The sequence below is a fragment of the Streptomyces sp. NPDC006332 genome (assembly GCF_040612855.1).
Lineage (GTDB): Bacteria > Actinomycetota > Actinomycetes > Streptomycetales > Streptomycetaceae > Streptomyces.
In genome coordinates this window covers 107,731-128,575 of record NZ_JBEXRA010000004.1, presented here as the reverse complement: position 1 = coordinate 128,575, position 20,845 = coordinate 107,731, and the positions used below count along the sequence as shown (strand labels likewise).

Below are 20,845 nucleotides of genomic sequence, written 5' to 3'. Positions count from 1 at the left end.
ATGGACATGACGGGAAACCACAGAGTCACCTCGATCACCCGGCGCCGCGCTCTCGTGGTGACTGGCGGCACGCCCCCGACCGGTGCCCCGAGTGGCGCTCCCACGGGCGCCCCGCCGAGCGGCAGCGCCTCCCCGTCGGCCTCGGTGTCCTCGTAGCGCATGCGCAGCCGTGAGGACGACACGCTGGCCCATGCCGCCGTGGACGCGCTGACCGCACAACTGGCCCTGGCTCCCAAGCCGGGCCTGCCCGATCCGCGTGACCTCGCCGCCCGGGCCGGACACCGGGACCACGACTCCCTGCGCTGGTCGGCCAAGGCGCTCGCGCCCGGCCTCGCGGCGATGGCCGCCGCCGCCCGCCGCACCGGCGAACCCACACCCCAGCTCCGTACCGAACTGGGCGCGATCGGCAGGTGCGCCGAACACTCGGTGGGCCTCGCCGGCGGCGGCCACCGGGGCGCCCTGTGGACGCTCGGCCTGCTGGTCGCGGCGGCCGCCCTCGACCCCGGTGCCGGGGCGCGGGAGGTGACCGCGGCCGCCAAGCGGATCGCCGCGCACCCCGACCGACGGGCACCGCGGCGGCCCTCGCGCGGCTCGTCGATCTCGGCGAAGTACGGGGCGGCCGGCGCGCGCGGTGAGGCACGGGCCGGATTCCCGCACGTACGGCGGGCGTTGGACGCCCTCGCGGCAGCGCGCACCGCCGGCGCCACGGAGGACCAGGCCCGCCTGGACGCCCTCCTGACCGTGATGTCCACCCTTCAGGACACCGAACTCCTGTACGTCACGGGCCCCGGCGGCCTGCGTCACGTCCAGGCGGGCGCCCGTGCGGTCCTGGAGGCGGGCGGTACGGCGACCGAGGCGGGCCGCGCGGCCCTGCACGGCCTCGACGCGGACCTCCACACGCGTGCGTGGAGCCCTCGCGGCAGCGCCGGTCTGCTGGCGGGGGCGATGTTCCTGGACGGACTCGCGGTGACGGTCGGTGCCCGGGGGCGGGTGGCCGTGGGCTAGGGGAGTTTCGAAAGGCCTGTGCGGTGTGGTGCGGGGCCTTCGAAACACCCCCCTGGTGAGGGGCTCGCCGAACAGCCGGTCCGCACGGGCCTGTTCACGAGGACCGACGGCCGTCAGCTCGCGAGGACGGGCCGTTCCAGCTCCGCCCGGCGATGGGCCCGGCGTGTCGCCGGGCCCATCGCGTAGTACGCCGCCGGCGTCACCCCGCCCGACAGCAGCCACCCCGGGGTCCTCCACTCCACAGAGCGCCTTTCACTGCCCCCATTCCAGGACCTTCCCGAACACCTCCAGCGCCTGCGGGTACACCCGCTCCCCGGGCGTCCCGTACCCCACGACCAGCCCCTGCGGCCGTCCCTCGATGCCAGGCGTGTGCCAGTGCTCCCCGAGATGCCCCACCATGAGCCCCGCCGCCTCTGCCCGCTCCAGCACCGCCGCCTCGTCGTCGACGTCCACGAGCGCGTGCAGCCCGGCCGCGATCCCACGTACGCGCCGCCGCGCCCCCGGGAGATCCAGCAGGTCCTGCCGGCCCGACCGGCCCGAAAGGCCCGACTGCTCCAGTCGGGCCAGGAGTCGGTCCCGGCGGCGCCGGTACCGCAGTCGGCAGGCCCGCACATGCCGGTCGTAGGCATGGCCGTCGATCAGCTCGGCCAGCGCCAACTGGCCGATGGACTCGGTGTGGTGGTCGCTGTGCAGCTTGGCGTCGGCCACCGCGTCCACCAGGTGCGGCGGCAGCACCATCCAGCCGAGCCGCAACGCGGGCCCCAGCGTCTTGGAGACGGTGCCCAGGTACGCCACGTGCCCCGGCGCCATCCCCTGGAGCGCGCCGACGGGCTGCCGGTCGTAACGGAACTCCCCGTCGTAGTCGTCCTCGACGACCAACGCTCCACGCGCGCGGGCCCAGTCGGTGAGCGCCCGCCGGCGTTCCGGGTGCAGCGTCACGCCGGTCGGGTACTGGTGCGCGGGTGTGACGACCACGGCGGCCACCCGCCCCAAGTCCTCCACCACGCAGCCCCGTTCGTCCACCCGGACCGGCACCACGCGTCCCCCGCCCCGCCGCACCACCTCCCGGTGGAAGGGCATCCCGGGGTCCTCCATGGCGACCCGGGCCCCGTCCAGCACGCGGGTGAGCAGCGCCAGCCCCTGCACAGCCCCGGAGGTGACCACGATCCGCTCCGGTGGCGCGACCACCCCGCGCACCCGCCCCAGGTACCCCGACAACGCCGTCCGCAGCTCGATCCGGCCGCGCGGATCGCCGTAGCCGTACGCCGACGAGGGCGCCGTCGCGACGGCCCGCCGCACGGCCCGTGACCAGGCGGCCACCGGGAACGCCCCGGTGTCCGGGCTGCCGGGCCGCAGATCGAACCGAGGCACCCGCGCCCGTGCGGCCGGCTGCCGCGGCTCGGCGGTGGCGGAGGGCAGCGGTGCGACCTGCGTACCGGCTCCCTGCCGAGCGGTCAGATAGCCCTCGGCGACGAGCTGGTCGTAGGCCGCCTTGACGGTCCCCCGGGAGACCCCCAGCTCCTCCGCGAGCCGCCGGGTGGCAGGCAACCGCGCCCCGGGCGCCAGCCGCCCGTCGCGAACGGCGTCACGCAGGGCACGTTCGAGCCCGGCGCGACGCCCTTCGCCGGGGTCGGCCTCCAGGTGCAGGTCCACACCAGCACGCCCGGGGCGCGGATCGTCAGCTCTTCTTCAGGGCCGCCATCCACGCCTCGACCTCATCGGACCGGCGAGGCAGCCCGGCCGACAGATTCCGGTTCCCGTCCTCGGTCACCAGGATGTCGTCCTCGATCCGCACCCCGATCCCCCGGTACTCCTCGGGCACGGTCAGGTCGTCGGCCTGGAAGTACAGACCGGGCTCGACCGTCAGCACCATTCCCGGCTCCAGCGTGCCGTCCACATACGACTCCACACGCGCGGCGGCGCAGTCGTGGACGTCCATGCCGAGCATGTGCCCGGTGCCGTGCAGGGTCCACCGGCGCTGCAATCCCAGCTCCAGCACCCGCTCGACGGGCCCTTCGACGAGCCCCCACTCCACGAGCCGCTCGGTCAGCACCCGCTGGGCCGCGTCATGGAAGTCCCGGTACTTCCCGCCGGGCCGCACCGCCGCGATACCGGCCTCCTGGGCCTCGTACACCGCGTCGTAGATCTTCTTCTGGATCTCGCTGTACCGGCCGTTGACCGGCAGTGTGCGCGTGACGTCCGCGGTGTAGTACGTGTGCGTCTCGACGCCCGCGTCCAGCAGCAGCAGGTCACCGGAGCGCACGGGCCCGTCGTTGCGCACCCAGTGCAGGGTGCAGGCGTGCGGACCGGCGGCGCAGATGGAGCCGTAGCCGACGTCGTTGCCCTCCACCCGCGCGCGGAGGAAGAACGTGCCCTCGATGTACCGCTCGGAGGTCGCCTCCGCCTTGTCGAGCACCCGGACGACGTCCTCGAAACCGCGGACCGTCGAGTCGACCGCCTTCTGCAGCTCACCGATCTCGAACTCGTCCTTGACCAGCCGTGCCTCGGACAGGAAGACCCGCAGTTCCTCGTCGCGCTCGGCGGTGACCTTGTCCGTCAGCGCGGCCTCGATCCCGGCGTCGTGACCGCGCACGACCCGGACCGGGCCGGTGGCCTCGCGCAGCCGGTCCGCCAGTTCGCGGACGTCGGAGGCGGGGATGCCGTACAGCTCCTGGGCCTCGGTCAGGGAGTGGCGGCGGCCGACCCACAGCTCCCCCTGGCCGGACAGCCAGAACTCGCCGTTCTCGCGGTCGGAGCGCGGCAGGAGGTAGATCGTCGCCTTGTGGCCGTCGGCGGTGGGCTCCAGGACGAGGACACCGTCCTCGGTCTGGTTGCCGGTGAGGTACGCGTACTCGACCGAGGCCCGGAAGGGGTACTCCGTGTCGTTCGAGCGGGTCTTCAGCTTGCCCGCGGGGACGACCAGGCGCTCGCCGGGGAAGCGCGCGGAGAGCGCGGCACGGCGGGCGGCGGTCTCGGTGGCCTGGGCGATCGGCTGCAGGTCGTGCAGCTCCGTGTCGGCCCAGCCGGTCTGCATGTTCTGTGCCAGCTCGTCGGACACGCCCGGGTACAGTCCGTTCTTCCGCTGCTTGATCGGCTTTTCCGACTCGTCCGGCTCTTCCGGGACCGCTGCGGTAGCAGCGACATCCGAAGCTGCCGGGGTGAGCTCGTCGGCCACGGTCATCCTCCTAGATACGGCACTGGACCCCCTCCATCGTACGGTCGTACGGAAGGGGGCCCAGGGCCGAAGGGCCTGTTACCGACGCCGGGCCCATCGGTTGCGCGCGGGCCCCTACTCGAAGTGAGCGGCGAGCAGGACCACGTCCTCCGCGCTGTCCGCCTCGTCCAGCCCGTCCGGCAGAACGGCCCGCAGGACGTGGTCGACGACGGTGTCCGGGTCGTGCCGCAGCGCCTTGGGAACCGCGGCCGCCGCCGCGTGCAGCCGCGCGAAGGCGCGGTCGGTGGGGTCGCCGGTGCGGTGCAGCAGACCGTCGGTGTACAGCAGAACCGTCTCGCCGGCCTCCGCCTGGATCTCCACGCTCGGTGCCTCCCAGCAGGCGAGCATGCCCAGCGGCGCCGACACCGAGGTCTCCACGAACTCCGTGCGCCGCTCACCGATCAGCAGCGGCGGGCTGTGCCCGGCACCGGCAAGGGTGATCTTGCGCAGAGCGGGTTCGCAGTAGGCGAAGAGGGCGGTGGCGGAGCGGGCGGGCTCGGTGAGCCGCAGCAGCAGCTCCAGATCGGACAGCACCGCGACCGGGTCCTCGCCCTCCATCACCGCGTACGCCCGCAGGGACGCCCGCAGCCGGCCCATCGCGGCGACCGCGCTGGGCCCGGAACCCGTCACCGACCCGACGGCGAGCCCGAGCGCGGCGTCCGGCAGCGGCAGCGCGTCGTACCAGTCGCCGCCGCCGCGCGGGCCGCTGCGGTGCCGGGCGGCGAGCCGCACTCCGGCGACGCGGGGGAGCCGGGACGGCAGCAGTTCCTCGGCGATCGTCGCCAGGCACGCGCGAGTGCGCTCGACCTCGACCAGTCGGGCCAGGTGCTCGCCCGCGTAACGGGCGTACAGACCGACGAGGTGACGCTGGCGCTCGGTCGGTTGGGCGGCCTCGTCGTAGAGCCACACGGCGGCACCGAGGCGGCGGGCGCCCCCGCCCAGGGTGCAGTGGCCGATGACGTCGGTGGTGCGGTCGGTCGGTTCGGCGGGGCCTTCGACGGGGCCCTCGGCGGTCAGGGGAAGCGCGTAGCTGGCCGCGTATCCGAGGCGGGCGGCCACTTCGCGGTGCCGGGGGTCGAGTCCGTCCGCGGCGAACAGGTCGGGTTCGGCGATCTCGCCCTCGCCGCCCGGCAGTCCGTCGAGGATGCGGCCGTACGCCAGTGAACTGCGCGGCACGGTCTCGATGTGGCCGACGTCGGCGCGGCCGAGGCCCAGGCCGATGGTCGTGTCGGGGCCGAGTCCGTCGCCCGGTTCCAGGACGGCCAGTCCGCGGCGGGCACCCACCAAGGCGGCGCCGGCGCTCAGGAGTTCCTGGAGTGCGTCGGCGAGCACGCTCGTGCGTGCCAGTCGTTCGGTGAGTTCGTGCAGCGTGGTGAGGTCCGAGACCCAGCCGGCCAGACGGTCCTGGAGCAGGGCGCCCGGTGCGGTGGGTGAGAAAACCGCGGCGGCGCCAGAGGTGACCGCAGAGGCGTCAGAGGCGCCCGAGGCGGCAGGCGCGGGCGCGACAGTGTGTGCGGGCGAGGGAACGGTTGAATCGATTCCAGCCACTTTCGAAGGGTGAGGGGCGGTCATGGTCTCCGGCCTTCCGACCGGTGCGTATTGCTCAAAAGCATCGCAAACCCCCATGTCATTCTGCGCCGCTAGCAGTGTCTCCACATGTACACGCACTCGTGAGGGGATGTCCAGCATTGTCCTGCCGGGATTACTGGTGTCCGTAGGCCACCAGTGCACCATGTGCCGAATGGTAAACTTGGCTTAAAAATGCCCCAGGTAAGGGCCTATTGAGGTCGACTGGGCTTGCTCCACAGAGCGTCACACCGGTCGTGATGGGTACGTACTCGGAGAAGGCCAGGGGTGGTTGGGATTCACCCGGAACCTGGCGACGGACCCGGGCGTCTTAGCCATCGACGATCGAGCCCCATCCTCCCGTGGCGGAGGCGAAGAGATACCCGCGCGACAGCAAACGCCATACTTCGCCACCCCCACGCCAGCCCATGCTTTTGGTAGACCGCAGTATGGGCGCGGCTGCCGCGGACGCAGCCGACGTTCGACCCATAGGGGTTCCCCTTGTTTCCAACAGGGGTGTGATGCGCCAACAGGTACGCACAGTGAAGTGATCGACACATGTTGTGATGTGGTCCACGGTGTTGCCAGCGGTGCAACGGAAAGGAACGAGCGCTCATGCGCGAGATCCTCGGAAAGCGACGCAGGCTCCTGTCCCAGCGCAGCGACGGGAGGCCTGAGTTGATCAGCGCAGCCCTGACCTTCGCCACGGAATGGCAGTGGCCCGTACTCCCCGGTGTGGCGCCGGACCCGCAGGGTCGGGCCCGCTGCGGCTGCCCCGACCCCGAGTGCACGGTGCCCGGTGCCCACCCCTTCGACCCCGGCCTCCTCGCGGCCACCACCGACGAGCGCATGGTGCGCTGGTGGTGGGCCAACCGGCCCGCCGCCCCCATCGTCATGGCCACCGGTGACAAGGCGCCCTGCGCGGTCAGCCTGCCGGCGCTCCCGGCTGCCGACGCGCTCGGCGAGCTCGACCGCACGGGCATACGCCTGGGGCCGGTCGTCGCCGCGCCCACCCGCTGGGCGATCCTCGTGAAGCCTTACTCCCTGGAGCAGTTGGGCGAACTGCTGTACGCCCAGGACCACGTCCCCGGCTCTCTCCGCTTCCACGGCGAGGGCGGCTACCTCGCCCTGCCCCCTTCGGAGACCGGCCAGGGTGAGATCCGCTGGGAACGCGCCCCACTGCCCGGCTCGTCCTCCCCCTGGTTGCCCGACGTGGAGGCCGTGGTGGACGCGGTGGTCGAGGCCCTCACTCGTACGGGTGTGAGCGCACCCGACTTGTAGGGGTGTCGGGCGCGGCCCTGACCGACCGGTCGCCGCCGCTCGTTATCTTCCGGTACATGAACTGTCGTCTGCTCGCCCTCGCGGGCGTCGCGGTATGCGCGGTCGCGCTGCCGTTGGCCGTGGCGTCCGCGGGACAGGTGGGCGACGAGCGGCGCCCCTCCGCGCGCGGTGCCGCAGGCCCTCCCGCACCCACTCACACGCGCGGCGCCGCAGGTCCTTCCGCGTCCACCGACGCTCGCGGCGCGGCGCTTCCTTCCGCATCGGCTGGAACGCGTGATGCCCTACGCGCTCCCGCGCGCGCCGATGCCAAGATCCGCTCCGCCGAGCCCACCGGTTCCCCGCGGCTGCTCGGCCTGGGACTGGCCACGGCGGCCCGCTGCGGTCCCGAACTCACCTCTCCCGACGGTGTCGAGGCACAGACCTGTGTGTTGACGCAGGGTGAGGACAACTGGGCGCGCACCTACTACCGCAACGTGACCGGCGAGTCGCTGCACGTGGTGCTGAGCATGATGGGACCCGGCGGCCGGACCGTGCAGATGCGCTGTGCGGTGGCCGCCGAGGACGACCCCGGAATGTGCGAGACACCTCGGAAACGCACCCGGGGAGATGTGGACGGATTCACGGCCGTCGCGGAGTTCGCGGAGGCCGCGGCGAAGGGCGGGCGCGGACCGCTGCTGCTGCGTTCCGGGAGCAACTCCGGTACGTCTACGGGCAGTTGACGCGCGATTCCATTCCGTAAAGGGAGTCCGCGCACAGAAAGGCCCGGTTGCTGGCGACGGGGGATGCACCAGCAACCGGGCTACTCGAACGGTAACAAGTAATCGGCGGTTCGCAAATTCGATCCCGCCTTTTCCTCGGCTATTCGGACACCGACTGGCTTGTCCTGAGCGGGAGTTGAGCCCCGAGCCACCGAAGCGGGCGCGATCGCGTGCGGCTGACCGGTGAGCCAGCCGCACGGATTTCGTCAACTCAGCGTGACCTGCCGGTTGGTCAGTCCGCCGCGCGCGCGGCGTTCGTCGGCGGTCAGTGGCGCGTCCGTCGCCAGGGCGGCGGAGAGGCGCTCGGCGAACTCGGTGGCGGGCTTCTCGATGTCCTCCGCCGTGACGTCGCTCGGCAGGTCCCAGACCGGCACGATGAGCCCGTGAGCGCGGAAGGAACCCACGAGTCGGGTGCCCTCGCCGAGGTTCGACCGGCCCGCCGCGTGCAGTCGCGCGAGAGCGTCCAGAAGCTGCTCCTCGGGGTGCGGCATGACCCAGCGCAGGTGGTTCTTCTCCGGGGTCTCGCACCAGTACGCCGCGTCCACGCCGGTCAGCCGCACGGTCGGGACGGCGGCGGCGTTGGCCCGCTCCAGGGAGGCGGCCACCTCCGGCGTCGCGTTCTCCGCGTCCGGGACCCAGAACTCGAAGCCCGCGTGCACAACTGGCTCGAACGCGCCTTCGGGGTCGAGCAGGTCCTGCAGTCGTGGACCGTCGGCCGGGGCGCGGCGGCCTTCCACCGGAGTGCCCGGGTCCGCCGTGAGGGCGCGCTGCAGGGTGTCGGCGAGGTCGCGGCTGATGTCACCCGACGCCGTGTCGTTCTGCAGGCCGAGCAGCACCGAACCGTCGTCACGGCGCAGGGCGGGCCAGGCCATCGGCAGAACCGTCGCCAGCGTGACCGACGGGACGCCTTCGGGGAGGCCGTCCTTCAGCGTCAACGCGACCGTCGAGGCCGGCACCAGCTCGCGCAGGGCCACCCAGTCGCACTCGCCCGACAGTCCCTCGAAGGGCCGGTGCACCAGCTCGGTCGCGGCGTGCGCGGCCGCCCGGCCGTGGCAGGCCTTGTAGCGGCGGCCACTGCCGCACGGGCAGGGCTCGCGGGCACCGACGACCGGAACGGGCCCGTCAGCGCCGGCGGCGCGGGCCCCGTCGGTGGGCTGTGGCCGTTTGGCCTTCGTCTGGGGGCGCTTCTTGGCCATGGTGGGTGTCTCCCGGTTACGGCTCGTCTGGTACGGGCGCGAGCCTAGCCGTTCACGGCGTCACGGACGGGAGCCTGTGGACAACGGGGCGCACGTGCCTCCGTCGAGCCCCGGCCGCGTCTTCGCCCTGTCAGCCCACCGAGCCTTCACCCCGGCGACCGGTCGGGCCACCCGGAGCCGTCGCTCCTGGTCAGTCCAGGTCGTCGAACGCGTCCGCGAAGTCCAGACCGGGCACCGATGACACCGGGGGCCCCAGGGGGGCGCCTCCCGCTCGGGCGAAGTCGCGAGCCGGGGAGCGGGTGGTGAAGTCGTCGTGGCGGTGCCCGGCGTCCGGATCGTGAACGTCGACATGGACCACGACCCACACCGTGACCTCGCCCCGGCTCCCGTCGCGTACGCCCCAGTCGTCCGCCAGCGCGGTGATGATGTTCAGCCCGCGGCCGCCGTGCGCGGTGACCGAGGGCGTGGCCGGAGCGGGGCGGGTGGGCCCACCGCCGTCCGTGACCTCGACCGTGAGCCTGCCCAGGGGGTCCACCCGCCAGGCGACGCGGACATCGCCGTCCCCGGCGAGGGAGTCGCCCAGCGGCCGACCGTGCCTGCACGCGTTACTCAAGAGTTCGGAGAGGATCAGTACGGCGTCGTCGATGACCGATTCCGACACACCGCCCCCGCGTAGCTGCGCCCGCATGCGGTGCCGCGCCTCGCCCACGCCCGCAGGGCCATGGGGTACGGCCATGCTCGACGACGTGGGCACCTCCTGTGCCACCACCAACGCCACCCCCGAGACCTCCTTTGCCCCACGCCACGGTGTGGATGCCCCATTGGCCTGAACCGGAAACCGGCCAATCCAGGTCCGATGACGCATTCGCACACTTCGAACACGGAACGAACGCGCCGGAGCACTCCCTGTAGTGGTCTGCCCGGATTTCGTCGTATTGGCCGAGCTGGAGGATGGCGTCAGGGGAGTGGCTGGGTCAAGGGCTTCTTCACAGGTCTTGACCACTCAGCGGCCGAGGCGGTGCAGTACCGCCGCCGGACGGTTGGTGATGATGGCGTCGACACCCAGGTCGAGGCAGAGGTCGACGTCCTCCGGCTCGTTCACGGTCCACACGTGCACCTGGTGGCCGGCCCGCTTCAGACGCTCGATGTACGCGGGATGGTTGCGCACGATCCGGATCGACGGGCCCGCGATCCGGACACCGGCGGGCAGCCGCCCGTCGCGCAGCCGGGGCGAGACGAACTGCATCAGATAGACCGTCGGCAGTGTCGGAGAGGCGGCCCGCACCCGGTGCAGGGAACGCGCCGAGAAGCTCATGACCCGTACCGGCGAGTCCCCGCAGGAGTCGGGGGCGTCGAGCCCGAAGCGCTTCAGCAGGAGCATCAGCCGCTCCTCGACCTGCCCCGCCCACCGGGTGGGGTGTTTGGTCTCGATGGCCAGCTCCACCCGTCGTCCGGAGTCCGCCACCAGCTCAAGGAGCCGCTCCAGGGTCAGCACCGAGGTCTCCTCACGGTCCTCCGGACGGAACTCCCAGTCGGGCTCCTCGTCGCGGGTGCGCCAGAAGTCCCGCGTCCGGCGCGAGCCGAAGTCCAGCGCGGCGAGGTCGGCGAGCTCCAGCGCGGAGACGGCTCCGCGGCCGTTGGACGTACGGTTGACGCGACGGTCGTGGACGCAGACCAGATGGCCGTCCGCGGTCAGGCGTACATCGCATTCGAGGGCGTCGGCACCGTCCTCGATCGCCTTCCTGTACGCGGCCAGCGTGTGTTCGGGGGCCTCCTCGGAGGCTCCGCGGTGGGCGACGACCTGAGTGCGGTGCTGTCGTACGTGGGTCACCGCGTCATGGTGCCACCGCCTGCGGGTACGCGTGCGAACGGAGGCCTCGGAATTGCGTCCCATATGTCCGAGGTGGCCTATATAAAGAGTGATCCCGGACGCACAGGCACCGCTTATGGTGCTCTGACGGCCCGTGGGAAAAGCTGACGGCATACAAATACACATGCACAGCTGCATCGCGCCGGACCGTTGAGTTACGTGACGAGCGTGACCGAGTGCGACCGAAAACAACAGCCGTGGACCGAGGAGACAAGCTGTGAGCACCGAGAACGAGGGCACCGCGGTACCCCCGGCCCCGTCCGCACCCCCTGTGCCGGTGGCTGCTCCCGCTGCGTCCGCGCCCCAGGAGCACCCCGCTCCCACTGAGGGCGCCCCGACGACTCCGATCCCTCCGGTGCCGTCGGAGAACCACGGCGGTCAGGAGCACACACCGCCGCATGCCGGCCAGACGCCCGGGTACCCCGCGGCGAGCACCGGCGGCGCTCCCCAGGGGCCCTACGGCCAGCCCCAGGGGCAGCAGCCCCAAGGCTCCGCCCCGCAGGGCGACTGGCCGCCGCCGGCACCGCCGACCGTCCCGTCGTACGCCGGCGGCTCCGGTGGCGGGGGTTCCGACTGGGGTGCCTCCTACCAGCAGCCCGCGCCGAAGCCCCGCAGCGGTCGTGGCGGGCTGGTCGCCGGGATCCTGGTGGCCGCGCTGGTGGCGGGCGGCCTGGGCGGCGGTCTCGGTTACACCCTGGCCAAGGACAACGACACCAGCTCCTCGACCACCGTCTCCGCCTCCGACAGCGGCGGCACCGTCAAGCGTGACCCCGGCACGGTCGCCGGCGTGGCCGCCAAGGCGCTGCCCAGCACCGTCACCATCGAGGCCGAGAGCAGCAGCGGCGAGGGCGGCACCGGCACCGGCTTCGTGTTCGACACCGAGGGCCACATCGTCACGAACAACCACGTGGTGGCGGACGCGGTCGACGGTGGCAAGGTCACGGCGACCTTCCCGACCGGCAAGAAGTTCGACGCGGAGGTCGTCGGCCACGCCCAGGGCTACGACGTGGCGGTCATCAAGCTCAAGAACGCGCCGTCGGACCTCAAGCCGCTGACGCTCGGCAACTCCGACAAGGTCGCCGTCGGCGACTCCACGATCGCCATCGGCGCCCCGTTCGGACTGTCCAACACGGTCACGACGGGCATCATCAGCGCCAAGAACCGCCCCGTGGCCTCCAGCGACGGCAGCGGCTCCAACGCCTCCTACATGAGCGCCCTGCAGACGGACGCCTCGATCAACCCGGGCAACTCCGGCGGCCCGCTGCTCGACGCCCAGGGCAACGTCATCGGAATCAACTCCGCGATCCAGTCCAGCAGCGGCGGCGGCCTCGGCGGCACCACCCAGTCCGGCTCGATCGGCCTCGGCTTCGCCATCCCGATCAACCAGGCCAGGTACGTCGCCCAGCAACTGATCCAGACCGGCAAGCCGGTCTACGCGAAGATCGGCGCGTCGGTCTCCCTGGAGGACGGCACGGGTGGCGCCCAGATCACCGAGAAGGGCGCCAGCGGCTCCGAGGCGGTCGAGGCGGGCGGCCCCGCCGCCAAGGCCGGCCTCAAGCCCGGCGACGTCATCACCAAGCTCGACGACCACGTGATCGACTCCGGCCCCACCCTGATCGGCGAGATCTGGACCCACAAGCCCGGCGACAAGGTCACGGTCACCTACGAGCGCGGCGGCAAGAGCCACACCGTGGACCTCACCCTGGGCTCCCGCCAGGGCGACAGCTGACACCCACCCGCCCGCACCGACCCGTTACTCTTGTCCCCGCGCCGCCGATCAGTCGGCGACGCGGGGTGGGTTGCCCGAGCGGCCTAAGGGAACGGTCTTGAAAACCGTCGTGGCAGCGATGTCACCGTGGGTTCAAATCCCACACCCACCGCAGCAGGTCAGAAGCGTTGCAGGTCAGAAGGGGTGCCACTCTCCGGAGGGGCACCCCTTTTGTATGCACCCTGGCTCGCCGCCGCGAAGGGTGTACGGCCCCTGACCGACGGCGGATCAATAGCCGCCGCCGTACTTACCTGACCCCGGCAGCGGGACATAGATATATGGGTCGGAGTCAGACGGTGGGTTGGAGTCGGACGGTGTCGGCCATGTCCAGTTGTCCAGGTCGACGAAGTCGAACATGAACCACCACAGCAGGACGAGCAGCAGGGCAACGAGCGCCAGCAGCAGCAGGCCCATGACCCCCAGTCGGCTGATCTCCGCCACCGTCTCCTTGTCGAGTTGGAACATCAGACCTCACCCCCGTGCGTCCCTTCACTGTGAGGGACGGCCTAGTGACTGTTCCCGCTCGGCGGCCGTTGAAGCTGCGCAACAGGCTCCAGGCGCCGGCTTCGGTGGTCGGTCACTGGGCGGCCTGGTCAGGCGGCCGTCGGGGCCCCGGTCGCCGACCTCAGCAGCCGCAGTTGGCCGATCTCCGCCGCGTTCTTCATCAGTTCGGCGTTGGCCCAGGCGAGCATGTCGGCGAGAGTGTGTTCCGGGTCGTCCGGCCAGGGGAAGGGGGCCGTGCTGTCCAGGTCGGGGTCGGTGAGGCCGGCGAGGCGGGTCAACCAGAACGTGCGCAGGTCGCGCAGCCAGTCCACGGTCGGCTTTCCGGGGCCGGGCCACGTGACGTCGGTGCGGTCCCGGGGCGGGCGGCCCTCCAGGTGGTCGAGGGTCACGCTCCACCACCAGCCGATGTGCCAGCTCAGCCAGCCGACGGTGGGCACGGGCACGGGGTCGGGCTCGGTCTCCGCCCAGTCCGGTACCCAGGTGCCCTCGGCGGTTTGGTGGACCGTCCAGCAGTGGGGCACCGGTTCCCACAGGAAGTCCTCGGTATCCAGCCGGTCCAGGTGGTATTCGAACAGGGACCAGGTCAGGTCGAACTGCCGGCGCAGCAGATCGGATCGGGAGACGGTCACCGACCGACCTTGGCACACCGCCGCGTGTCCTGGGAAAGGGATTTCTACGGCTGCGATCCGGGAGGGGGCTTCAGCCCGAGGAGCATGTCAAAGCTCGTTGTCCGAGGCCAGCTCCTCCCAGGCGAGTTCCCGCAGCGTGGGTTCGGCGTCGCAGTCGTACGGCACCCGGGGCGTGGACTGGAACCAGATGACGGTGAGGGTGGAGCGGTGCAGGAGCGGGTCGCTGCCCGGGGCCAGCGCCGTGGAGTGGAACACCCCGACGCACGCCACCGACGGCAGCACCTCCACGGGGCCGAACGCCCCGGTGTACTGGTCGGGACGCTCACGCGGCGGCGGCACCAGATGCGTGGGCGCGGCCGGGAACGCCCGCTGGGCCGACCGTACGAGGCCCTGGATCCGCCCGTCGTTCACAGGCTTGCAGGGATAGTGCTCCGGCATCCCGCCGTACGTCGAGGAGAGCCGCAGCTCGGCAAGGTCGAGTGAACGGCCGGATGTCAGGACCACGCGGCTGAGGGACATGGTCGGCGCTGCGGGGCGGCGGCGGTGCATGGTGGTGCTCCTGTGTTCTTCACGCTCAAGTCCCCCATGAGCAATGGGCCTTCAGGCAAAGGGCCTTCAGGCAAAGGGCCTTCAGGCAAGGCGTCCGAGCGACGAAGCCCTTCTCCGAAGCCTTCGTTCGAAGTCGACCTCATGACCGGTGCCCCGACATCCGTGCCGCCGACGCGATCGTCGCCCGTGCCTCGCGTTCGCTGAGCCCCGTGTCCACGGCCGCGTCGACGAGCGGGCCGATGAGGGCGGGGCCGATGCCGTTCTCGTAGGCGCGGCAGGCGGCCCAGAACAGGCGGGTGTTGCGCTGGCCCGCGTGCGCGCCGAGGACGAACTGGACCAGACCCTGGCCGTGGCCGCCGGTGGACTGCGTGGACTGGGGCGTGGGGTGGTGGGTTCGGGGCGGGGGCAGCAGGAGCCGCAGGAGCTCGGGTGGGCAGGCCGCGGGGGCGAGGTGGGCGGTGCCGGGGACGGTGGTGTACTCGCCGTGGTCGGTGCGCGAGCCGGGGCCGACGAGGTAGCCGCCCGCTCCCCGGATGTCGATGCCGGCGGCGAGCCGGCCGGCCGAGTTGGGGACGACCACGTCCGGCGGTCCGCTCAGCCAGAGGTGCCGGCCGCCGCTCGGGGTGAGCACGACGACCGTGTCGGGGATCGTGAACAGGTGCCGAAGGGCGAGCTCGCGCAGGGCGGCCGAGGCGTCCGTACCGGACTTCGTGTCGAGGTCGACACCGACCAGGTGGTGTGGCGGGAGGCCGCACGCGATGCCGTACCCCGTGGCCCAGGGCGCGGCGGCGAACAGCTCGCGGACGCGCGCCGGGTCGGTGGCGGCGTCGTAGACCCCGTGGCCGAAGCGCCCGCACTCGCCGTGGCAGGGCAGGGCCGTTGGGTCGTCGCGGTGGGGTGAGCGCAGGGCCGGGAGCTTGGTCCGGGACAGGGGGAAGACGGCCAGTCCGCGTTCGGCGGCTGACAGGGCGTGCGCGAGGGCCAGCGTCGTGGCCTGCCGGTTGGTGGTGGCCATGGCTCTATTTTCGTACGGATGTTCGAAAAAGGGAAGAGGAGGCGACCATGACCATGGCTCGCCGGAGGGTGGGGTGATTCGGGTCCCGTGGTGGTGAGCAGGGGTGTCGGAGCGGCCTGTCCGCGGAGGGACGCCTTGACACCTCTCCGTATCTGACGGACAGTCAGAAACCTTCGTGGGGACGTGATGTGGACGGTGAGGGGGCGACGATGGGTGAGCAGGCGGAGGTGCGCGGCGAGGATGATCCCGGCGCCGGCGGCGAGCAGGGGGCCGGTGCCGCCCCGCTCACCCTGGACCTGCGGCTGAAGGCCTTCGAGGGGCGGCAGGCAGCCGTGGCCGGCGTCGGCAAGGACCCCGTCAACGCGCCCATGATCCGGCACTGGTGCGAGGCGATGGGCGACGCCAACCCGGCGTACACCGGCGCGGACGCGATCGCCCCACCGACGATGCTCCAGGTGTGGACCATGGGCGGCCTCTCCGGTCACACCGCGCGGACCGGGGCGTACGACGAACTGCTCACCCTCCTCGACGAGGCGGGCTGCACCTCGGTGGTCGCCACCGACTGCGAGCAGGAGTACGGCAGAGCCCTGCGTCCCGGTGACGAGGTCACCTTCGATTCGGTCATCGAGTCGGTGTCCGATCGGAAGACGACCAAGCTCGGCACCGGGTACTTCGTCACGACCCGGATGGACGTCCGGGCGGGCGACGACCTGGTCGGCACCCACCGCTTCCGCATCCTCAAGTACGCCCCGGCACGCAGACCGGCGGACAAGCCGCCACGATCCCGCCCCGCAGCGCGCCCCCGTCCCGTCGTCAACCGCGACAACGCCGGGTTCTGGGACGGCGTACGACAGCACCGGCTGCTCATCCAGCGGTGTACCGCCTGCGCGACACTCCGTCTGCCCTGGCTGCCGGGCTGCACCGCGTGCGGCTCCCCCGACTGGGACACCGTCGAGGCGGGCGGCGAGGGCAGGGTCTTCTCGTACGTCGTCCTGCACCATCCGCCCTTCCCCGCCTTCGACCCGCCCTACGCGGTGGCCCTGATCGAACTAGCGGAGGGCGTCCGCATGATCAGCAACGTGGTCGGCGTGCCGTACGACAAGGTGCGGATCGGGCAGTCGGTGCGACTCGAATTCCAGGAGTACGAGGACGAGTTGGTGCTGCCGGTCTTCCGCGCCGGGGAGGAGACCGGATGAGAGGAGACCGGATGAGGGCGGCCGGACACCGCGTGCGGGCCGGGGACCAACTCCCGCCCCTGGAGATCCCGATCACCCGCACCCTCGTCGTCGCCGGCGCCATCGCCTCCCGCGACTACCAGGACGTGCACCACGACGCCGAGCTGGCCCGGCAGAAGGGCTCCCCCGACATCTTCATGAACATCCTGACGACCAACGGCCTGGTGGGCCGGTACATCACCGACCACTTCGGCCCCCGGGCGGCGCTCCGCAAGGTGGCCATCAGGCTCGGCGCCCCCAACTACCCCGGCGACTCGATGGTGTTGACGGGCACGATCGAGGACGTGACCGACGAAGCGGACGGCGACACCGTGACCGTCCGCGTGGTCGGAGCCAACGCGATCGGCAGACACGTGACCGGCACCGTGACGGTCACCCTGCCGAAAGCGGAGCCCAACAAGCCGAGGAGGCCGCGGTGAGCGCCCGTTCGCGGGACGCCCTCGGCGGACGGGCGGCGATCGTCGGCATCGGGGCCACGGAGTTCTCCAAGGACTCGGGGCGCAGCGAGCTGCGGCTGGCGGCGGAGGCGGTGCGGGCGGCGCTGGACGACGCCGGCCTTGGGCCGGCCGACGTGGACGGCATGGTGACCTTCACGATGGACACCAGCCCGGAGATCACCGTCGCCCAGGCCTGCGGGATGGGGGAGCTGTCCTTCTTCTCCCGCGTCCACTACGGCGGCGGGGCGGCCTGTGCCACCGTCCAGCAGGCCGCGCTCGCCGTGGCCACGGGCGTGGCCGAGGTGGTCGTCTGCTACCGCGCCTTCAACGAGCGGTCGGGCCGCAGATTCGGCTCGGGCGTGCAGCACCGGGAGCCGTCGGCCGAGGGGGTCGCCCTGGGCTGGTCCCTGCCCTTCGGGCTGCTCACTCCGGCGTCCTGGGTGGCGATGGCGGCCCAGCGGTATCTGAACACGTACGGTCTGACCCCGGAGGCCTTCGGGCAGGTGGCGGTCACGGACCGCCGATACGCGGCCACCAATCCGGCCGCCTACTTCCACGGCCGCCCCATCACCCTCGCCGACCACGCCGCCTCCCGCTGGATCGTGGAGCCGCTGCGCCTGCTGGACTGCTGCCAGGAGACCGACGGCGGCCAGGCCCTCGTCGTCACCTCCGTCGAACGGGCCCGGGACCTGCCCCACCCGCCGATAGTCGTCTCGGCGGCGGCCCAAGGCGCCGGCCGGGGACAGGAGCAGATGACGAGCTTCTACCGTGACGACCTGACCGGCCTGCCCGAGATGGGCGTGGTGGCCCGGCAACTGTGGCGGACCTCGGGCCTCACCCCCGCCGACATCGACGTGGGGATCCTGTACGACCACTTCACGCCGTTCGTGCTGATGCAGCTGGAGGAGTTCGGCTTCTGCGAAAGGGGAGAGGCGGCGGATTTTGTACGCCGGGGCGCGTTGCCGTTGAACACCCACGGGGGGCAGCTCGGCGAGGCGTATCTGCACGGGATGAACGGCATCGCGGAAGGCGTACGACAGATTCGCGGCACGGCCGTGAACCGGGTACCGGGTGCGAGCCGGGTCCTGGTGACCGCGGGGACCGGGGTGCCGACATCGGGCCTGGTCCTGACCACGGACGGGTGAACCGCGGGGATCGCGGAGGGGCGACCCGCAGGGGTAATCCCGCAGCAGGCCCGGTCCGCTCGTCCACCTTCAGGAGGTGCAGCCAGCTCCACCCCTACAACCTGAGGGGGACTCGTCTTCGGGACCTACGGCCGATGAGCCGCAGGCGCCCTCGCTCATAGCGTTGAGCCATGACCACACCCGTCTGCACCAGCGCTTCGACGGCCGCCGCACCGGCGACGCAGACCCGTCCGTACCCCACTTCGTACCCCACGTTCGCGTCGTACGTGAAGGCCCGCCAGCCCGTGCTGCTGCGCACCGCCCGGTCGCTGACCGCGAACCCGAGCGACGCGGAAGACCTGCTGCAGACCGCGCTCACCAAGACGTACGTGGCCTGGGAGCGCATCGAGGACCACCGTGCGCTCGACGGTTATGTGCGCCGCGCGCTGCTCAACACGCGCACCTCGCAGTGGCGCAAACGCAAGGTCGACGAGTTCGCGTGCGACGAGCTGCCCGAGCCGGAACCGGCGCCCGCCGGCGACGACCCGGCCGAGCAGCAGGCACTGCACGACGCGATGTGGCAGGCGATCATGAAGCTGCCCGCCCGGCAGCGGGCCATGGTCGTCCTCAGGTACTACGAGGACCTCAGCGAGGTCCAGACGGCAGAAGTGCTCGGGGTGTCCGTCGGCACGGTGAAGTCGGCGGTGTCCCGCGCGCTGGGCAAACTCCGCGAGGATCCCGAGCTGGTCCTGGTCCGTTAGGTCCAGTCGGGCAGCCCCTTACAGGGTGCGACGCCTCCGTACCGTCCTCACGCCATGAGCGCAACATGACGTGATCGATCACCCTCCCCTAGTGACATACCGAGCGGTATGCGCGCAGAATGCGGTGACCTTACTACCGCGTAGGCGATGTCGCCACGGGAGGACGCCGTGCTGAGCACCATGCAGGACGTACCGCTACTGATCTCCAGGATCCTGACCCATGGGTCCACGATCCACGGCGCATCGCAGGTGATCACATGGACCGGTGACGACGAGCCGCACCGACGCTCCTTCGCCGAGATCGGCGCGCGGGCCGCGCAGTTGGCGCACGCCCTGCGGGAGGACCTCCAGGTCGCCGGGGACGACCGGGTGGCGACGCTCGCCTGGAACAACTCCGAGCACGTCGAGTGCTACTTCGCGATCCCCTCCATGGGCGCGGTCCTGCACACGCTCAACCTCCGCCTCCCGCCGGAACAACTGGCCTGGATCGTCAACCACGCCGCCGACCGGGTGGTGATCGCCAACGGTTCGCTGCTCCCGCTGCTCGCCCCGCTGCTCCCGCACCTCAAGACGGTCGAGCACGTGGTGGTGACCGGGCCGGGGGACCGCACCCTCCTCGCGGACGCCGCCGTCCAGGTGCACGAGTACGAGGACCTGATCGCCGGGAAGCCGACCACGTACGACTGGCCGGAGCTGGACGAACGCCAGGCGGCCGCCATGTGTTACACCTCCGGGACGACGGGCGACCCCAAGGGGGTGGTCTACTCCCACCGTTCGGTCTACCTGCACTCCATGCAGGTCAACATGGCCCAGTCGATGGGCCTGACCGACCGGGACACCACGCTCGTCGTGGTCCCCCAGTTCCATGTGAACGCCTGGGGCCTGCCGCACGCGACCTTCATGACCGGCGTGAACATGCTGATGCCGGACCGCTTCCTGCAGCCCGCCCCGCTCGCCGAGATGATCGAGCGTGAGAAGCCGACGCACGCGGCCGCCGTCCCCACCATCTGGCAGGGCCTGCTGGCCGAGCTCTCCGCCAAGCCGCGCGACGTCTCCTCCCTCACCCAGGTCACCATCGGCGGCTCGGCCTGCCCTCCCTCGCTGATGGAGGCGTTCGACAAGCTGGGCATGCGGGTCTGTCACGCCTGGGGGATGACGGAGACCTCGCCGCTCGGCACGATCGCCCGTCCTCCGGCCCACGTGGTGGGCACGGACGAGGAGTTCGGGTACCGGCTCACGCAGGGCCGTTTCCCGACGAGTGTCGAGGCGCGCCTGACCGGCCCCGGCGGCGAACGCCTCCCCTGGGACGGCGAGTCGGCGGGCGAGCTGGAGGTCCGGGGCCCCTGGATCGCCGGTTCCTACTACAACGGCCCCGGCGCCGAACCCCTCCGCCCCGCCGACAAGTTCAGCGAGGACGGCTGGCTGAAGACGGGCGACGTGGGGTCGATCTCGCCGGACGGCTATCTCACCCTCACCGACCGCGCCAAGGACGTCATCAAGTCCGGCGGGGAGTGGATCTCCTCGGTGGATCTGGAGAACGCGCTGATGTCCCACCCGGCCGTCGCCGAGGCGGCCGTCGTCGCCGTCCCCGACGAGAGGTGGGGCGAGCGCCCGCTGGCCACGGTCGTCCTCAAGGAGGGCGCCACCGCCGACTTCGAGTCCCTGCGCGCCTTCCTCGCCGAGGAGGGACACATCGCCAAGTGGCAGCTCCCGGAGCGCTGGTCGATCGTCGAGGCGGTACCGAAGACGAGCGTCGGCAAGTTCGACAAGAAGGTGCTGCGCAGGCGGTACGCGGACGGGCAACTGGACGTCACGCAACTGTGAAGCCCTGACCGACCCACGCGCCGCCCCACGGGACGACGACGCCCGTGCCGAGCGGAGGATTCACCTCCCCGCTCGGCACGGGCACGCAGGGGCCGCGTGGATGGCCGGC

The 20,845-nt window shown here is 71.6% G+C and carries 19 protein-coding genes and 1 tRNA gene; 10 read left to right on the top strand and 10 right to left on the bottom strand.

The window, feature by feature from the left end:
• The first annotated feature begins 159 nt into the window (after window positions 1-159).
• A complete protein-coding gene (locus tag ABZ027_RS05650) occupies window positions 160-1,005 on the top strand; it encodes a triphosphoribosyl-dephospho-CoA synthase (RefSeq protein ID WP_356764659.1) in 846 nt (281 codons plus the stop codon).
• Between the two features lie 252 nt (window positions 1,006-1,257).
• Here the strand turns inward: ABZ027_RS05650 and ABZ027_RS05645 are convergent, their stop codons facing one another.
• The 3 genes from ABZ027_RS05645 to ABZ027_RS05635 form a co-directional block, all read right to left on the bottom strand.
• Window positions 1,258-2,658, bottom strand: coding sequence for a PLP-dependent aminotransferase family protein (locus ABZ027_RS05645; RefSeq protein ID WP_356764657.1), 1,401 nt, complete (start codon window positions 2,656-2,658; stop codon window positions 1,258-1,260).
• Window positions 2,659-2,683: 25 nt separating this feature from the next.
• The gene (locus ABZ027_RS05640; protein WP_356764655.1) at window positions 2,684-4,186 is read right to left on the bottom strand and encodes an aminopeptidase P family protein; all 1,503 of its coding nucleotides are present in this window, start codon (window positions 4,184-4,186) and stop codon (window positions 2,684-2,686) included.
• Window positions 4,187-4,294: 108 nt separating this feature from the next.
• Window positions 4,295-5,908, bottom strand: coding sequence for a PP2C family protein-serine/threonine phosphatase (locus ABZ027_RS05635; RefSeq protein WP_356764912.1), 1,614 nt, complete (start codon window positions 5,906-5,908; stop codon window positions 4,295-4,297).
• Between the two features lie 492 nt (window positions 5,909-6,400).
• Here ABZ027_RS05635 and ABZ027_RS05630 point away from each other — a divergent pair, with 492 nt between their 5' ends.
• Complete coding sequence (locus ABZ027_RS05630; RefSeq protein WP_356764653.1) at window positions 6,401-7,066, top strand: bifunctional DNA primase/polymerase; 666 nt, start codon at window positions 6,401-6,403, stop codon at window positions 7,064-7,066.
• A gap of 56 nt (window positions 7,067-7,122) precedes the next feature.
• Window positions 7,123-7,785, top strand: coding sequence for a hypothetical protein (locus tag ABZ027_RS05625; RefSeq protein WP_356764651.1), 663 nt, complete (start codon window positions 7,123-7,125; stop codon window positions 7,783-7,785).
• A 245-nt stretch (window positions 7,786-8,030) separates the two neighbouring features.
• Here the strand turns inward: ABZ027_RS05625 and ABZ027_RS05620 are convergent, their stop codons facing one another.
• From ABZ027_RS05620 to ABZ027_RS05610, 3 genes are all read right to left on the bottom strand, one after another.
• Window positions 8,031-9,020 (bottom strand): DUF5926 family protein, encoded by a 990-nt coding sequence (locus ABZ027_RS05620; protein WP_356764649.1) that lies wholly within the window; start codon window positions 9,018-9,020, stop codon window positions 8,031-8,033.
• A gap of 190 nt (window positions 9,021-9,210) precedes the next feature.
• Window positions 9,211-9,885, bottom strand: coding sequence for an ATP-binding protein (locus ABZ027_RS05615; RefSeq protein WP_356764647.1), 675 nt, complete (start codon window positions 9,883-9,885; stop codon window positions 9,211-9,213).
• Window positions 9,886-10,023: 138 nt separating this feature from the next.
• Complete coding sequence (locus tag ABZ027_RS05610) at window positions 10,024-10,851, bottom strand: glycerophosphodiester phosphodiesterase (protein WP_356764645.1); 828 nt, start codon at window positions 10,849-10,851, stop codon at window positions 10,024-10,026.
• A 256-nt stretch (window positions 10,852-11,107) separates the two neighbouring features.
• On the opposite strand from ABZ027_RS05610, the gene ABZ027_RS05605 reads away from it, so the two are divergent.
• Both ABZ027_RS05605 and ABZ027_RS05600 read left to right on the top strand, forming a co-directional pair.
• Window positions 11,108-12,619 (top strand): trypsin-like peptidase domain-containing protein, encoded by a 1,512-nt coding sequence (locus ABZ027_RS05605; protein WP_356764643.1) that lies wholly within the window; start codon window positions 11,108-11,110, stop codon window positions 12,617-12,619.
• Between the two features lie 64 nt (window positions 12,620-12,683).
• A tRNA-Ser gene (locus ABZ027_RS05600) sits at window positions 12,684-12,770 on the top strand.
• A gap of 116 nt (window positions 12,771-12,886) precedes the next feature.
• Here ABZ027_RS05600 and ABZ027_RS05595 read toward each other — a convergent pair.
• The 4 genes from ABZ027_RS05595 to ABZ027_RS05580 all read right to left on the bottom strand — a co-directional run bounded on the left by ABZ027_RS05595 (window position 12,887) and on the right by ABZ027_RS05580 (window position 15,355).
• Window positions 12,887-13,123 carry a hypothetical protein gene (locus ABZ027_RS05595; RefSeq protein WP_356764641.1) on the bottom strand — a complete coding sequence of 79 codons (237 nt, stop codon included), beginning with the start codon at window positions 13,121-13,123 and terminating at the stop codon, window positions 12,887-12,889.
• Window positions 13,124-13,251: 128 nt separating this feature from the next.
• Window positions 13,252-13,791, bottom strand: a complete 540-nt coding sequence (locus ABZ027_RS05590) for a DinB family protein (protein WP_356764639.1) — start codon at window positions 13,789-13,791, stop codon at window positions 13,252-13,254.
• Window positions 13,792-13,878: 87 nt separating this feature from the next.
• Complete coding sequence (locus ABZ027_RS05585; protein WP_356764910.1) at window positions 13,879-14,310, bottom strand: hypothetical protein; 432 nt, start codon at window positions 14,308-14,310, stop codon at window positions 13,879-13,881.
• 169 nt (window positions 14,311-14,479) lie between these two features.
• Entirely contained in the window at window positions 14,480-15,355 is an 876-nt protein-coding gene (locus ABZ027_RS05580) for a bifunctional DNA primase/polymerase (protein WP_356764637.1), read from the bottom strand.
• Window positions 15,356-15,564: 209 nt separating this feature from the next.
• Here ABZ027_RS05580 and ABZ027_RS05575 point away from each other — a divergent pair, with 209 nt between their 5' ends.
• The 5 genes from ABZ027_RS05575 to ABZ027_RS05555 all read left to right on the top strand — a co-directional run bounded on the left by ABZ027_RS05575 (window position 15,565) and on the right by ABZ027_RS05555 (window position 20,736).
• The gene (locus tag ABZ027_RS05575) at window positions 15,565-16,551 is read left to right on the top strand and encodes an OB-fold domain-containing protein (protein WP_356764635.1); all 987 of its coding nucleotides are present in this window, start codon (window positions 15,565-15,567) and stop codon (window positions 16,549-16,551) included.
• Window positions 16,552-16,583: 32 nt separating this feature from the next.
• Complete coding sequence (locus ABZ027_RS05570; protein WP_356764908.1) at window positions 16,584-17,009, top strand: MaoC family dehydratase; 426 nt, start codon at window positions 16,584-16,586, stop codon at window positions 17,007-17,009.
• Window positions 17,006-18,172 carry a lipid-transfer protein gene (locus tag ABZ027_RS05565; RefSeq protein WP_356764633.1) on the top strand — a complete coding sequence of 389 codons (1,167 nt, stop codon included), beginning with the start codon at window positions 17,006-17,008 and terminating at the stop codon, window positions 18,170-18,172. Before ABZ027_RS05570 ends, ABZ027_RS05565 begins: the two co-directional genes overlap by 4 nt.
• Before the next feature lie 170 nt (window positions 18,173-18,342).
• Complete coding sequence (locus tag ABZ027_RS05560; protein ID WP_356764631.1) at window positions 18,343-18,912, top strand: SigE family RNA polymerase sigma factor; 570 nt, start codon at window positions 18,343-18,345, stop codon at window positions 18,910-18,912.
• Window positions 18,913-19,059: 147 nt separating this feature from the next.
• Window positions 19,060-20,736: a long-chain fatty acid--CoA ligase gene (locus ABZ027_RS05555; RefSeq protein ID WP_356764629.1), complete on the top strand. Its 1,677-nt coding sequence runs from the start codon at window positions 19,060-19,062 to the stop codon at window positions 20,734-20,736.
• Window positions 20,737-20,845: the final 109 nt, after the last annotated feature.

What these genes read in the sequence shown, in the direction of transcription:
- ABZ027_RS05615 (WP_356764647.1), bottom strand. Translation starts at nt 9,885, where the DNA reads ATGCGTCATCGGACCTGGATTGGCCGGTTTCCGGTTCAGGCCAATGGG.
- ABZ027_RS05575 (WP_356764635.1), top strand. Translation starts at nt 15,565, where the DNA reads ATGGGTGAGCAGGCGGAGGTGCGCGGCGAGGATGATCCCGGCGCCGGC.
- ABZ027_RS05585 (WP_356764910.1), bottom strand. Translation starts at nt 14,310, where the DNA reads ATGTCCCTCAGCCGCGTGGTCCTGACATCCGGCCGTTCACTCGACCTT.
- ABZ027_RS05635 (WP_356764912.1), bottom strand. Translation starts at nt 5,908, where the DNA reads ATGCTGGACATCCCCTCACGAGTGCGTGTACATGTGGAGACACTGCTA.
- ABZ027_RS05560 (WP_356764631.1), top strand. Translation starts at nt 18,343, where the DNA reads ATGACCACACCCGTCTGCACCAGCGCTTCGACGGCCGCCGCACCGGCG.
- ABZ027_RS05595 (WP_356764641.1), bottom strand. Translation starts at nt 13,123, where the DNA reads ATGTTCCAACTCGACAAGGAGACGGTGGCGGAGATCAGCCGACTGGGG.
- ABZ027_RS05555 (WP_356764629.1), top strand. Translation starts at nt 19,060, where the DNA reads ATGTCGCCACGGGAGGACGCCGTGCTGAGCACCATGCAGGACGTACCG.
- ABZ027_RS05650 (WP_356764659.1), top strand. Translation starts at nt 160, where the DNA reads ATGCGCAGCCGTGAGGACGACACGCTGGCCCATGCCGCCGTGGACGCG.
- ABZ027_RS05580 (WP_356764637.1), bottom strand. Translation starts at nt 15,355, where the DNA reads ATGGCCACCACCAACCGGCAGGCCACGACGCTGGCCCTCGCGCACGCC.
- ABZ027_RS05620 (WP_356764649.1), bottom strand. Translation starts at nt 9,020, where the DNA reads ATGGCCAAGAAGCGCCCCCAGACGAAGGCCAAACGGCCACAGCCCACC.
- ABZ027_RS05640 (WP_356764655.1), bottom strand. Translation starts at nt 4,186, where the DNA reads ATGACCGTGGCCGACGAGCTCACCCCGGCAGCTTCGGATGTCGCTGCT.
- ABZ027_RS05630 (WP_356764653.1), top strand. Translation starts at nt 6,401, where the DNA reads ATGCGCGAGATCCTCGGAAAGCGACGCAGGCTCCTGTCCCAGCGCAGC.
- ABZ027_RS05625 (WP_356764651.1), top strand. Translation starts at nt 7,123, where the DNA reads ATGAACTGTCGTCTGCTCGCCCTCGCGGGCGTCGCGGTATGCGCGGTC.